Origin of the sequence: Aquimarina sediminis (assembly GCF_002895435.1) — a bacterium.
GTDB classification, from domain to species: Bacteria; Bacteroidota; Bacteroidia; order Flavobacteriales; family Flavobacteriaceae; genus Aquimarina; species Aquimarina sediminis.
Genome location: NZ_POYJ01000010.1, coordinates 26868 through 40573, shown reverse-complemented (window position 1 = coordinate 40573; position 13706 = coordinate 26868). Strand labels below are relative to the sequence as shown.

The window sequence follows — 13706 nt, the reverse complement described above, 5'->3', positions numbered from 1 at the left end:
AAAAGAGGTTGCCTAAAAAGCAACCTCTTTCATTTTACTAAGTGTTGTGTTTAATTGCTAGAGATAAATAACGGAGATAAAGAGACAGTTGCATTGCCTCGTGCACCTACATGATTGGTATATGTTTTATTTTTTTGGATAGTGTATAAAGAATCTACATAATCATCATTATTAGTATACCATTCGTCTGGCATCGCTTGTAAAATTGCTCCAGCTACCTGTCCAAGTACATTTACCCATGGCTGACCATATACTGTACCAACTATTTGAAAAATACCATCAACAATAATAGTAACCAATTGTTTGTAATTATAATTGTCATCTTTTTCGAATAATTGAATATTTGCTGCCTGATACTTATAATCGTCCCAGAAAAGCATAATTTGATTAGGATAATAAGTGGTACCATCATAATCCAGATAATACATTGGGATAATCTTTACTTCTGCTTCATTGTTGGCGTTTTTTATCCCAGAGGTGATAGCATAGATTTCTGCCGCTCCGCTGATCCAGGGTTCTTCATCATTATTTAATTTGATTTTGTCCAATTTTGTAGTTTCAAGACCATTATTGCTTTTTGAAGATGGGCTTAGATCCATTTTATTAGGACTAAAACGGTTGTTTTGTAATCCAGCACTTTGTAATTGTTTATTCATATAGTCTACTTCGGCTTTTAGAGTTTCATAGCCTTTAGTTTCTATAACAAGAACAGGGACATTCGGGATTTCTTTAATGTCGAGATAAACCTTTTGCTTATCAAGAGTATATGCTTCGATATTTGTCCATGACTCCTCGTCTCCTTCTGGAGCATATGATATTAGAAGGTTATCATAATTGATGGATTTACTATTAGGTTTCTGTAACCATAATTCCGGAATTTCTATCTGGTCTGGTAGTTCTTTAGATTTTAGCCGTTCATCCGCTTGATCCACTATATTTTTCAGAGACGAGTATGCTTTCTTGTCAGAAATGAATGTGTTCTTCTCTAGTAGTTCAGATAATTTGATTCCAGGTGTGTGGTTATTTGATAGTGTATTAATTACATTAGTATTAAACTCTGTATTGCCGAGTAAGTCAATTAAATCAAAAGTTATCTTTTTTTTGCTTATTGAGTTTTCATTTTCAACATTATTGGCTTCGTTGATGATTACTTCTTCAGTCTCGCAACTGAAAAAAAACAATGAAATGATTAGAACATTTAAAAGTAAAATTGATTTTTTCATAATTTCCATATAATTAAGTTTGTATTAGTCTTTTAAAAATAAGGAAAGAATGTGGTATAGTGCAGGTTTTCATGGGGGTGGGCGCGCGTGTTTACTGTGGTTAAACCATAAAAAACAATAGTTATTTTTTTGGTTTTCACGAATTTATTATGCATGCATAATAAAATGAATTAATTTTGTAAGTCGTTGTTTTTTAGTTGTTTGTTTTCTTTTTGGTTAGTTTCGACAAGAATTTCTGTTTAGGGCGCGAATTTATTACAGCAAACTAAAGATTCTGAAAGCTGTAAAATTTGACATAGGAATTACGAAAAAAAAGAGCTTTATTCTATACTTTAGAACCAGAACTAATGACTGTATTAAGACCGCTATCTATTAAGTGTTTAATTTTGGTTCTTTTGGCTTTTATATTTTCGAGGTGATTTAATATACGGGAAGCAAAATTAGGGTCTCTGTCATATACTAATTCATAAACTTCTAAAGGAAGCAACCAATCGTTTGAATGATCTTTTTCTAAAATATCAAAAGTAGCTTCTAGTGAAAATTTTGTATTTTTTCCTTCTCTAATATTTTTAACGGCTTCATAGAGAGAGTGGAGTTCAATTTCTTTTTTAGAATATGTTCGCTTTGCAGTAACAGTAGATGATGTATGAGTAACAAGGTCAAAAGAGTAGTCGTCTGCCGGACCCGAAAATGCTGCTACGATCTCTTTTCCTACGGCTAGATCAAATGTTCCCCATTCTGGTCTAAATAGATATTCACCTTTGTACATAATAGTACACTCACTAAATTGAATTAAAATTAACTCACCTTGAATATTTCTCATACCGGTAATATTATTACCCGCAACAGTAATTCCGCTTTCGAATTCAAACTCTATGTATTCTCCATCATAAAAGTTGTATGCTTTTAGGTCTCTGGGTGACATGTTTTCGATAGCAAGATTAATACCTTTTAATTTGCCTAGGGGGGATCTAAGTCCTTTAGGGTGAGCATCAACCCCATGACCAATAAGTTCCTTTTCTCTAAATGATAATGCAGTTGGTCCACTGGTTTCAAAATAGATAACTTCGTTGTCCTCATTTTTTATCATTCGGGTAAAAACTCCCGAAATCTGTAGCCCTGTACTTAATTCTATAGTGCCAAGGTTTTCTGATTCGATTAATTTGGCTAGTCCTCGATGTCCTCCTTTTCTTAAGGCCATAGTATCTGCAAATTCTTCTAATACCTGGCATAAATATGCAAAATCAGGAGTAACAAAAAGCTGTGGTTGAGGTTTGGTAATATCAAAATCCTGAAAAGCAGCTTCAGGAGAGTAAGGTAGTTTTTTAACATGATCTGTCATACACCATTCGCTCTCTCCAATCGAGGATAATAATCCAGCGCCATAAATTTTTGGTTTTTCAACCGAGCCGATCAAACCATACTCTACTGTCCACCAGTGTAGATTACGAATCAAAGCCATTTCAGAAGGGTTTTCTTTTTGGTTTTGTAACTCTTCTATTAGTTGTTCTGCTACTTCTATATCTTCTGGGGCTGTATGATGAGCTTCTTTTAGTATAGAAAGTTTGCGTACAGCTTCATACATTTCATAATCTTTTTTAGAAGAAATTGCTTTGCACCCTATTTTTCCAAATCTACGAAGGTACTCTGCGTAATCAGGATTAGCGATAATAGGAGCATGTCCTGCGGCTTCATGAATAATGTCGGGAGCAGGGGTGTATTCTATGTTTTCAAGTTGTCTTATATCTGAGGCAATAACCAAAATGTTATAAGCCTGAAACTCCATAAAAGCATTGGGGGGAATAAAGCCATCAACCGCAACCGCAGCCCAACCAATTTCTTTTAGGATTCTATTCATTCCATACATACTTGGGATTTCATCAATAGAAATACCTGTTTTCTTTAGACCGTTTAGGTAAGAGTGATGAGCAGATTTGCTTAGTGAAGAAATATTTTTTCGCATAACATACCTCCATACAGCTTGATCCACTGGAGTATATTCCTCATAATTTTGTGGTTTTATGAATTGTTTTAAGTGAGGTGGAAGCCTGTCAATTAAGGGGTTGGATGTTATGTTAGAGGACATATAGAAAAAATAAATATTGGTAAAGACAATTTAAATGGGAAAATAATAGTTTTATTTTGATATTGAAGTATCTTTAAAAGGTTAAATTGCTTTTGTTAATTAAAAAATAAATGATTTTGAAATTTAAGCTTATCGTATTAGGATTATTATGTGTGTTAGGTGCTAGTGCTCAGGTTTCTAATGAAGGTGTGCCTGTAAGTTGGGGACTTCAGAAGAAGAAAAGTATTGTTCCTATGCTTATTAAGAAAGTTGATTTAGCCAAGATAAAAGCAGAAGATGCTAAGAATGATATAGATAAATCAATGCCTTGGAGATTTGGGTACGAAGTAAACGTAAATTTTGGATTAAAGAACTCAGGAGTATGGGATGAGTTTCCTAATGGAGATAGGATATGGAGAATAAACTTTATTTCTGAAGGAGCTAAGACTATGAATTTTATTTTTGATACCTATAAAATTCCTAGAGGAGCTACAGTGTATTTATATAATAATGATCGATCCGATTTACTAGGGGCGTATACTAATATTTTTAACAGACCAGATGAGATGTTAGGTACCTGGTTAGTGCAAGGAGATAATGTTTGGATAGAATATTTTGAACCTGCTTCGGTAGCAGGACAGGGTGAATTGAATATTAGTAAATTGATTCATGGGTATCGATCAATAACTGACGCTGAGGTAAACCAGAAAGCTTTAGGAAGTTCAGGAGACTGTAATCAAGATGTTGATTGTACCGTTGGAGCAGATTTTGACCCGTTAAAAGAAAAGTTAAAGCACTCGGTTGCTTTTATCGTCATGCAAGGCTTTGTTTGTACAGGAACATTAATTAATAACACGAGTAATGACAAAGCACCTTATTTTTTAACAGCAAATCACTGTAATGCTGGTGCAGAATCTACATGGGCATTTCGTTTTAATTGGATTAGTCCTGATCCTTCGTGTGGTACCACGGCAAATAGTACAGATGCAACAGTTAATCAAACAACGAGTGGAGCCACCTTATTGGCTTCTAATCCAGAATCTGATTTTAAACTACTAAACTTAGATGGAGGTTTAGATGATTCTTGGGAGTTAGAATGGGCAGGTTGGGATAGAACGAGTACGGCTCCAGAATATGCTGTAGGTATTCATCACCCAAATGCGGATATTATGAAGGTCTGTAGAGAAAATAATAAACTTAAAAACATTAAAACTTCAATAGGAGGAATCCCGATTCCTGTAGATTCTTGGGAAATTGCCGATTGGGATTTGGGAGTTACAGAAGGAGGATCTTCTGGTTCAGCTCTTTTTAATCCAGAAGGAAGGATAGTCGGGCAACTTTCTGGAGGAGGAGCTGCATGTTCTGGGACAACTGATAATGATCTTGCCGATTACTACGGAAGATTTAATATATCCTGGAACTTTGGAACGACTGATGCAACCAGGCTTTCAAACTGGTTAGACTCTGCTAATACAGGAAGAGCAACATTAAATATGTTATCTCAAGAAAAAGAGAATCCAACAAAACCTGTTGATGGAGAAGATGTGGTTGTCTATTTTGATGCTTCAAAAGCTGTAATCACTATTTCTAACAGTGCCGTGAGTATTTTAGACTATATTATCTATGATATCTCTGGGCAGCAAGTAGATTCAGGACGATTGTCAAATGAAAAAGAAGAAATCAATATGGTGAATAGATCAGCAGGAATGTATTTTGTTTATGTAACAAATACGTCAAATGGAGCTTCTTTTACCAAAAAAATTATAGTAAGCCAGAGATTCTAAAAACAAAATAGCAATTATTCGTTAGTTTTTATTCCAGAGAATAAAATCTTGTTGTTGCTATCTTTTAATAATAGAGAATCTTTTTCTATCGCTTTTGTTTTAATGAGGACTAAGGTCTTAAAAAACTCTTGCTCAATTGCAGCATTTTTTTCGCAGTACATTTTTGTAGCCATAGGATAACCTAGGGAGATAATATCATCTTTAACTGTGTATTTGGAAGAAAATGTATTGCAGCCTGCAAAGCCAGAGATAGTTTTAAGTTCTTCGTTAAAAATTACATGAAGTTTGCTTTCTGTGACATCTTTATTATTAATAGAGGTGATCAAGAATTTAGTGATCTGAGATGACTGAGGTTCCGTTTTCTCATTATTTGTAGCGATGCTTTTTGGGGTATTACATGAAGTAGTATTTGAAAATAGTATCGTTAATAGGATGATAGTTAAGTGTTTCATGAGTTAGGTCTTTGTGTTTAAACGGCAAATTAATCATAATTCTTGTTTTTAATTGTAAAAAAGTATGTTATATAAGATTAAAATTTATTTTTGATAGGAAAATAAAAGATATCTGTCAATGAAATCCGAAAGTAGAAAACAAGAAATTATAAATGCCGCATCCATTCTGTTTAAAGAAAAAGGGTATAGTGCAGTAACTATGAGAGATTTGGCAAAGGCAATGGGGATTAAAGCTGCAAGTTTGTATAACCATATTCAATCCAAACAAGAAATACTCTCTACTATTATAATTGAACTTGCTGAAGAGTTTACTACAGGGATGAGTAAAATTATTGATTCAGACAACAGTGCGCTCCAAAAAATGGAGAATATTATAGCCTTACATATTGATGTAACCTTGAGAAATGCTGATGGGTTAGCCTCTCTTAATAATGATTGGATGCATCTTGAAGAAGAAAATCTACAGTATTTTGAAAAAATGAGAGAAGATTATGAAAATAATTTTAGAAGTATAGTGAAGAAAGGAGTTGATAAAGGAGAGATTAAAGCTTGTAGTATTGAAATTATGGTATTTTCTACCTTGTCTACACTAAGAACATTGTATTTGTGGTATCCAGAGCAAAAAAATATTGATTCTGATATATTGAAGCGAGATATGATATCTGTCCTTTTAAAAGGAGTAGTATAGTCTTTGTTTTTAGTAGATTACAAAATTTAAAGGTAATTATTTGTTTATAAAACTAACAATTGTTAGTTTTGTTTAACTATAACGATATAGTTAAAACAAGATATGACTGATTTTTATCCCATACGAGTTTCTGAGTTGCATAAAGAAACAAAGGATTGTGTATCCATCACTTTTGATATACCCGAGGAGTTTAGAGATAGATTTTTATTTAAACAAGGTCAGCATCTTACTCTAAAAACCTCTATAGGAGGCGAAGATGTTAGGCGTTCTTATTCTTTGTGTTCAAGTCCGGTCGAAAATAAATGGCAAGTAGCTGTTAAACGAATAAATGGCGGGTTGTTTTCTAACTTCGCTAATAATGTGTTGAAAGAAGGAGATGTTATAGAGGCGATGCCTCCTATGGGATCTTTTTTTGTAGAAGTAGAACCCACTAAGGCAAAAAATTATATAGTTTTTGCAGCAGGAAGCGGTATTACTCCAGTTTTATCAATACTCAAAACCCATCTAGCTTCAGAACCAAATAGTACTTTCAAGCTGTTTTACTTGAATCGAAACGCTAAATCGATTATCTTTAAGGAAGAGATAGAGGCACTTAGAAATACATATTTTGGGCGCTTAGAAATATTTTATTTTCTAACAAAAGAGCAGAGGGATATTCCATTGTTAAATGGTCGATTTACTGCAGAGAAGATCCAAGAGCTAGCAGAGAAGATAATTGATGTGCCTAGTGTTGACGAATGTTTTGTTTGTGGACCCGAAGAAATGATATTTCTGATAAGAGATGAACTGGTTAATGCCGGATTGGCAAAAGACAAAATTCATTACGAGCTTTTCTTTTCAGGAATAACAGAAGAGGATAAGAAAAAAGCAGCAGAAGTAGTAGAACATAAATTTGACGGTACCGAAGTTACAATCATTGATGGTGGAAAAGAGTTTCATTTTGCTATGGATGATGAGTACGATAATATTTTGGATGGAGCACTGGCTTCAGGAGCTGATCTTCCTTTTGCTTGTAAAGGAGGAGTATGTAGTACCTGTAAATGTAAGGTTGTCGAAGGTACTGTAGAAATGAAAATAAACTATGCACTAGAAGAAGATGAAGTTGCCAAAGGTCTAGTGTTATCTTGTCAGGCAGTTCCAACCACAGAAAAAGTAGTGGTTGATTTTGATGTATAAAACTCAATGGTTATGAGCGAAAAAGAAATAAAAAATTTAGAAGAAATCTTTGAGCAAAGAATTGCTCGAGATGAAAAGATTGAACCTAAAGATTGGATGCCAGAGAAATATCGTAAAACACATATTCGACAAATATCTCAGCATGCACATTCTGAAATTATAGGAATGCTACCTGAAGGAAATTGGATAACAAGAGCTCCTTCTTTAAGAAGAAAAGTAGCTTTGTTAGCCAAAGTTCAGGACGAAGCAGGTCATGGACTCTATTTGTATAGTGCCTGTGAGACATTAGGAGTATCGAGAGACGAATTGTACGAACAATTGCATTCTGGTAAAGCTAAATACTCCAGTATATTTAACTACCCTACGATAACTTGGGCAGATATGGGAGCAATTGGATGGTTAGTAGATGGCGCAGCTATTATTAATCAAGTTCCTCTTTGTAGTACTTCATATGGACCATATGCAAGAGCAATGATCCGTGTGTGTAAAGAAGAGAGTTTTCACCAACGTCAAGGGTATGAAATCATGATTACCTTGGCCAATGGTACTCCTGAGCAAAAAGAAATGGCTCAGGATGCATTAAATAGATGGTGGTGGCCATCATTAATGATGTTAGGTCCAGTGGATGCAGAATCGGTGCATACAGAACAATCTATGAAGTGGAAACTAAAACGTAAAACAAACGATGAGTTACGCCAGCAGTTTATAGATCAAACAGTTCCACAAGCAGATTTAATAGGACTTACGATTCCAGATCCAGACCTAAAATGGAATGAGGAAAGAGGATCTTATGATTTTGGAGAAATAGACTGGGATGAATTCTGGCAAGTAGTAAAAGGTCACGGACCATGTAATAAAGAACGAATGTCTGCCAGAGTGAGTGCCTGGGAAAAAGGAGAGTGGGTAAGAGACGCAGCAATGGCTTATGCCAAAAAACAAGAAGATAAAAAGCTTAAAAAAGCAATATAAATGAAATCCTTTGCTAATATTTTTTTGGCTTTGCAAAAAGATTGAAGGTGAAGGTCTATAATTATGAAAAACAACTGGCCACTTTGGGAAGTATTTGTAAGAAGTAAAAATGGATTAGAACATCGTCATTTTGGAAGTATACATGCTGCTGATGCAGAAATGGCTTTAGAAAATGCAAGAGATGTATATACCCGTAGGAATGAAGGAGTAAGTATATGGGTAGTAGAATCTAAACATATTACCGCATCTAATCCTCAAAATAATGGAGAATTATTTGAGCCCGCTCAAGATAAAATATATAGACACCCTACATTTTATACATTGCCAGATGAAGTAAAACACATGTAAAACATGTAAGAGTATTAAAAAAACTCTTGGTTTTGATCAAATCTGCTTAATAAAAGCAAACTTTAAAAATGGAAGACAAAAATAAAATACAATATATCTACGGTATCGCAGATAATGCTTTAATTCTGGGACAACGATTATCAGAATTATGCGGTCACGGACCAAATCTGGAAACAGATATTGCAATGACCAATATGGCATTGGATTTATTAGGTCAAACAAGAAGTTATTATCAGTACGTAGCTCAACTATCAGGAGAAGGAAAGACTGAAGATGATATAGCTTTCCTAAGGATAGAAAGGGAATATAAAAATGTACTTCTTGTAGAACAACCCAATACGCATTTTGGATATGTAATTGTAAGGCAATTTTTCTTTGATATTTTTCATTTATTACTATTAGAAAAATTACAAAATAGTGAAGATGATACCTTGGCGGCAATTGCAAAAAAAAGCATCAAAGAAGTAAGCTATCATCAAAGATTTTCTTCAGATTGGATAAAAAGACTTGGAGATGGTACAGAAGAAAGTCATCAAAAAGTACAAGAGGCAGTGAATCATCTGTGGGAGTATACCGATGAGTTATTTCATAGCACTGATGATGATAAGATTGCAGTCGAAAATAAAGTTGGCGTTAATACACTTGATTTAAAAGAAAAGTATTACCAAAAATTAAGAGAAGTGTTAGAAGAAGCCACCTTGGATATCCCAGAAACCAAATGGTTTAAAAAAGGAGGAAAACAAGGAGTGCATACTGAGTATATGGGGTATTTGCTTGCCGATTTGCAATATATGCAACGTACTTACCCTAATATGAAATGGTAAAAGAATACTAGATACAAAATTTAAAATATTGAATTATGAAGTGAAATATAAACTTCATCATTGGGTATTTAATGTTTGATATGTATTATGACAATAGAATTTGAGCAACATATTGATCCAACTCTGATTCCGATTCTGGAAGAAGTTAGTGATCCCGAAATCCCAGTATTATCCATTATGGATATGGGAGTTGTTCGCTCTGCTTTGTTCAAAGATTCTATTGCTCAGATTACCATTACACCAACATATAGCGGCTGCCCGGCAATGGATGTAATAGGAGATGATATAATCAATGCTTTTGCAAAAGCAAATATCAAAGCCAAAGTATCACTCGTTTTATCACCAGCCTGGACCACAGACTGGATTACGCCTAGAGGGAGAAAAGCACTAGAAAAATATGGAATTGCAGCTCCGTTAGACGAGGAGGCAGATAAAGAAGCATTACTTGGTGGTAAAAAAATAGTTAAATGTCCTCAATGCGGTTCAACGAATACAAAGATGATAAGTCAATTTGGTTCTACAGCCTGTAAAGCATTATTTAAATGCAATGATTGTTTAGAACCTTTTGATTATTTCAAATGCCTTAAATAATAAGATATAATAATAACCTAGAACTCAAAACAGAAAACTAAATATGCCTTCAATCGAATTACAAATTGAAAATGGAGTAGCCAGAGTAACATTAAATCGCCCAGAGACGTTTAATAGTTTTAATAGAGAAATGGCACTATTACTACAAAAAACATTGGATGAATGTAATATTAATGAAGAAGTAAGAGCCATTGTACTTACCGGAAACGGAAAAGCTTTTTGTGCGGGTCAGGATCTTAAAGAAGTAACTTCTCCAGAATTAAATCCGGGTTTTAGAAAAATATTAGAAGAACACTATAACCCAATAATTGAAAGAATTCGAGCTATAGAAAAGCCAATAATCGCTGCCGTAAATGGGGTTGCAGCAGGAGCAGGAGCCAATATTGCCCTGGCATGTGATATCGTAGTGGCTTCTGAAGCAGCAAGCTTTATACAAGCATTTAGTAAGATTGGATTAATTCCTGATAGTGCAGGAACCTTTTTCCTACCCCGATTGATAGGTTTTCAAAAAGCATCAGCCTTAATGATGCTAGGCGACAAAGTGGGAGCAAAGGAAGCAGAACAATTAGGAATGTTGTATAAAGTATTTGATGTAGAAAGTTTTGAAGAAGAATCAATAAAGCTAGCTTCAAAAATGGCTAAGATGCCAACAAAAGCATTAGGACTGACTAAGAGGTTACTTAATCAATCTTTGGTAAATACCCTGGAGGAACAATTAGCAATAGAATCAGACTTACAGATAGAATCCGCAGAAAGTGAAGATTATGCCGAAGGAGTAAATGCATTTATAGAAAAAAGAAAACCAATATTTAAAGGTAAATAAAAAAGAATATCCAATAACGAATAAAAAATATCGAATACTAAAGTTTAGAATGTGAAAAACTACAAATACGACTTAGAAGATAGATTGATAAAGTTCTCGATAGATATTATTCTAGTTTTTGGAAAGTTGGACGATAATTTTGCTTATTAGCATTTGTCTTAAAGAATTAAGAGAATCACTAGTAAACTTGAAAATTCAAAAAGGAACGAATCAAAATTTGGATGCTCAAAATTTAGAATTAATTATAAAAGAAAATAATGAACTCATAGCGATTTTTGTATCTAGTATTCGAACATCGCAAGATAAAAACAGAAAATGAATGTTTGTCAATCTGCTGATAAATAGGTACTTCAGTGTTTGGTATTCGTTATTCAATATTCAAAATTAAATATGATTGTAGGAGTAATAGGATCAGGAACAATGGGAAGTGGTATCGCTCAGGTAGCCGCTACTTCTGGTTGTAAAGTAAAAGTATTCGATACCAAACAAGAAGCATTAGATAAAAGTAAGCAGGCTTTAGAAAAAATTCTTTCTCGCTTAATTGAAAAAGGAAGAATTGATCAAAATGAGAAAGCACGTATTCAAGGAAATATATCGTATGTAGATTCTTTAAAAGAACTTAGTGATGCCAATCTTACTATCGAAGCTATTATCGAAAATCTGGATATCAAAAAGAAAGTATTTTCAGAATTAGAAACATATGTTTCTGAAGATACAATTATCGCGTCAAATACTTCCTCCTTGTCAATAGCATCTATAGCCTCTTCTTTACAAAAACCAGAACGATGTATTGGGATTCATTTTTTCAATCCAGCTCCCTTGATGAAATTGGTTGAGGTAATACCCGCAGTACAAACTTCTGAAGCTGTTACCGATAAAGTAGTAAGCATTATTAAAGACTGGAAAAAAATAGTAGCCTTAGCCAAGGATACCCCAGGATTTATTGTAAATCGTGTAGCGCGACCTTTTTATGGAGAATCCTTAAGAATATATGAAGAAGGTCTGGCAGATATTGCAACTATAGATTATAGTTTAAAAACACTTGGAGGGTTTAGAATGGGACCTTTTGAGCTAATGGATTTTATAGGTAATGATATCAATTATACAGTAACCGAAACCGTATTCGAAGCCTTTTACTACGACCCTCGATATAAACCATCTTTTACACAAAAAAGATTATCAGAAGCAGGTTATCTAGGAAGAAAATCTGGCAAAGGATATTATAATTATGGAGAGGATGCGGTAAAACAAGATCCTGTAAAAGATGAGATATTATCGCAATACATTTTTGACAGAGTACTGGTAATGCTGATCAATGAAGCAGCAGATGCGCTCTTCTGGAATATAGCTTCTGCAGAGGATATAGACAATGCAATGACCAAAGGTGTAAATTACCCTAAAGGATTATTAACATGGGCAGATGAAAAAGGAATGGAGTGGTGTGTCAATATGTTAGATAAACTCTATAATGAATATCATGAAGATAGGTATAGATGTAGTCCATTGCTAAGGAAAATGAAGAAAGAAAAAAAGAACTTTTTTTCAATGGTTTAAGATCTGATAAGCTGGACATTAGTAATTAAATTATGGATTCTAAATATAATTTTAAGTTCGAAAACTTGACAGTCTATGTAAAAGCTATGGAATTTGGAGAAGTAGTGAATACGTTGGCAAAAAAGTTTCCAAAAGAAGAGAGGTATGAGTTGAGTTCTCAGTTTAAAAAGGCAGCAGACGCTATAGCTTTACATATCGCTGAAGGCTCGTCGGGAACCGATCCTCACTTTTATAACCATTTAGGAAATGCTTTGCAAAGCGTACATGAGTGTGTTTCTTGTAGTTCTAAAGCTAGATTAAGAAAGTACATAACTTTTGTAGAAGATGAAGAAAATAGAAGTATGTTGACTGAGCTTTCTAAAATGATAACAACATTTAGAAATAGAATTTCGGAAAGAATAAAAAAAAATAAAGAATAAGAATTTAAAAGATGAAAAACCTCGAGCCTATTCCCTCAAACCTCATACCAGAGCAAATGCTCAGTCTGGATCCGTTCAGTCAATGGTTGGGTATCGAAATTATTGACGTTGAAAAAGGAAGATGTAAAGTAGGGATGACTATACGTAAAGAAATGCTCAATAGTATGAACAAAGCTCATGGAGGGATATCATATAGCCTAGCAGATACAGCTTTTGGCTTTTCTGCCAATACCCACGGTAAATATGCAGTATCTATAGAAACATCAATCAATCATATCGAGGCACTCGAAGAAGGAGATTATATTACAGCCGAAGCTACCGTTGATATAACCAAAACCAAAGTCGGCTTTAATATCGTAGAGGTAAAGAGAGGAGATGATATAGTAGCACTGTTTAAAGGAGTAGTATATAGAACCAGTAAAGACTGGGAAAAGTAGAATGTCGAATATTGAACTGAAGAATAACAAATAATAAAGTTTGGATTTTTACTAATAATAGAAAATGAAAAAAGTAAAATATGATATAGAAGCTCGATTAATTCAATTTTCCATTAATACTATTTTAGTTTGTGGGAAAGTAGAAGGAAATTATGCTTCGCAACATTTGTCAAAACAACTTATTCGTTCAGTAACATCTGCTGCTTTAAATTATGGAGAAGCACAAAGTGCCGAATCATCTCGTGATTTTGTGCATAAAATTAAATTATGCCTGAAAGAATTAAGAGAGTCTCTAATAAATTTAAAAATTCAAAAAAGGAACAGAATTAATTAAAGACACTAAAAGATTAGAA

General features: G+C 33.9%; 15 protein-coding genes. 12 read left to right on the top strand and 3 right to left on the bottom strand.

Features of this window, described 5'->3' with window-relative positions; genetic code table 11:
* Window positions 1–50: 50 nt before the first annotated feature.
* Together C1X07_RS18585 and C1X07_RS18580 are read right to left on the bottom strand one after the other, a co-directional pair.
* Window positions 51–1223, bottom strand: coding sequence for a DUF3103 family protein (locus C1X07_RS18585; protein WP_164914198.1), 1173 nt, complete (start codon window positions 1221–1223; stop codon window positions 51–53).
* A gap of 325 nt (window positions 1224–1548) precedes the next feature.
* Complete coding sequence (locus C1X07_RS18580; RefSeq protein ID WP_103071541.1) at window positions 1549–3309, bottom strand: aromatic amino acid hydroxylase; 1761 nt, start codon at window positions 3307–3309, stop codon at window positions 1549–1551.
* 116 nt (window positions 3310–3425) lie between these two features.
* On the opposite strand from C1X07_RS18580, the gene C1X07_RS18575 reads away from it, so the two are divergent.
* Entirely contained in the window at window positions 3426–5072 is a 1647-nt protein-coding gene (locus tag C1X07_RS18575) for a T9SS type A sorting domain-containing protein (protein WP_164914197.1), read from the top strand.
* A gap of 14 nt (window positions 5073–5086) precedes the next feature.
* Here the strand turns inward: C1X07_RS18575 and C1X07_RS18570 are convergent, their stop codons facing one another.
* The gene (locus C1X07_RS18570) at window positions 5087–5524 is read right to left on the bottom strand and encodes an META domain-containing protein (RefSeq protein ID WP_103071539.1); all 438 of its coding nucleotides are present in this window, start codon (window positions 5522–5524) and stop codon (window positions 5087–5089) included.
* 118 nt (window positions 5525–5642) lie between these two features.
* Here C1X07_RS18570 and C1X07_RS18565 point away from each other — a divergent pair, with 118 nt between their 5' ends.
* The 11 genes from C1X07_RS18565 to C1X07_RS18510 all read left to right on the top strand — a co-directional run bounded on the left by C1X07_RS18565 (window position 5643) and on the right by C1X07_RS18510 (window position 13687).
* On the top strand, window positions 5643–6212 hold the full coding sequence (locus tag C1X07_RS18565; RefSeq protein WP_103071538.1) for a TetR/AcrR family transcriptional regulator: 570 nt from the start codon (window positions 5643–5645) through the stop codon (window positions 6210–6212).
* Between the two features lie 102 nt (window positions 6213–6314).
* Window positions 6315–7388 (top strand): 2Fe-2S iron-sulfur cluster-binding protein, encoded by a 1074-nt coding sequence (locus C1X07_RS18560; protein WP_103071537.1) that lies wholly within the window; start codon window positions 6315–6317, stop codon window positions 7386–7388.
* Window positions 7389–7400: 12 nt separating this feature from the next.
* Complete coding sequence (gene paaA, locus C1X07_RS18555; protein WP_103071536.1) at window positions 7401–8357, top strand: 1,2-phenylacetyl-CoA epoxidase subunit PaaA; 957 nt, start codon at window positions 7401–7403, stop codon at window positions 8355–8357.
* Window positions 8358–8420: 63 nt separating this feature from the next.
* Window positions 8421–8705 carry a 1,2-phenylacetyl-CoA epoxidase subunit PaaB gene (paaB, locus tag C1X07_RS18550; RefSeq protein WP_103071535.1) on the top strand — a complete coding sequence of 95 codons (285 nt, stop codon included), beginning with the start codon at window positions 8421–8423 and terminating at the stop codon, window positions 8703–8705.
* A 68-nt stretch (window positions 8706–8773) separates the two neighbouring features.
* Entirely contained in the window at window positions 8774–9529 is a 756-nt protein-coding gene (gene paaC, locus C1X07_RS18545; RefSeq protein ID WP_103071534.1) for a 1,2-phenylacetyl-CoA epoxidase subunit PaaC, read from the top strand.
* An 87-nt stretch (window positions 9530–9616) separates the two neighbouring features.
* Window positions 9617–10120, top strand: a complete 504-nt coding sequence (paaD, locus tag C1X07_RS18540) for a 1,2-phenylacetyl-CoA epoxidase subunit PaaD (protein WP_103071533.1) — start codon at window positions 9617–9619, stop codon at window positions 10118–10120.
* A gap of 43 nt (window positions 10121–10163) precedes the next feature.
* Entirely contained in the window at window positions 10164–10943 is a 780-nt protein-coding gene (locus C1X07_RS18535) for an enoyl-CoA hydratase-related protein (RefSeq protein WP_103071532.1), read from the top strand.
* Between the two features lie 390 nt (window positions 10944–11333).
* Window positions 11334–12497 carry a 3-hydroxyacyl-CoA dehydrogenase NAD-binding domain-containing protein gene (locus C1X07_RS18525; RefSeq protein ID WP_103071531.1) on the top strand — a complete coding sequence of 388 codons (1164 nt, stop codon included), beginning with the start codon at window positions 11334–11336 and terminating at the stop codon, window positions 12495–12497.
* A 32-nt stretch (window positions 12498–12529) separates the two neighbouring features.
* Window positions 12530–12916, top strand: coding sequence for a four helix bundle protein (locus C1X07_RS18520; protein WP_103071530.1), 387 nt, complete (start codon window positions 12530–12532; stop codon window positions 12914–12916).
* Between the two features lie 11 nt (window positions 12917–12927).
* Entirely contained in the window at window positions 12928–13353 is a 426-nt protein-coding gene (locus C1X07_RS18515; RefSeq protein WP_103071529.1) for a PaaI family thioesterase, read from the top strand.
* 64 nt (window positions 13354–13417) lie between these two features.
* The gene (locus C1X07_RS18510; RefSeq protein ID WP_241507285.1) at window positions 13418–13687 is read left to right on the top strand and encodes a four helix bundle protein; all 270 of its coding nucleotides are present in this window, start codon (window positions 13418–13420) and stop codon (window positions 13685–13687) included.
* The last annotated feature ends 19 nt before the right edge of the window (window positions 13688–13706 follow it).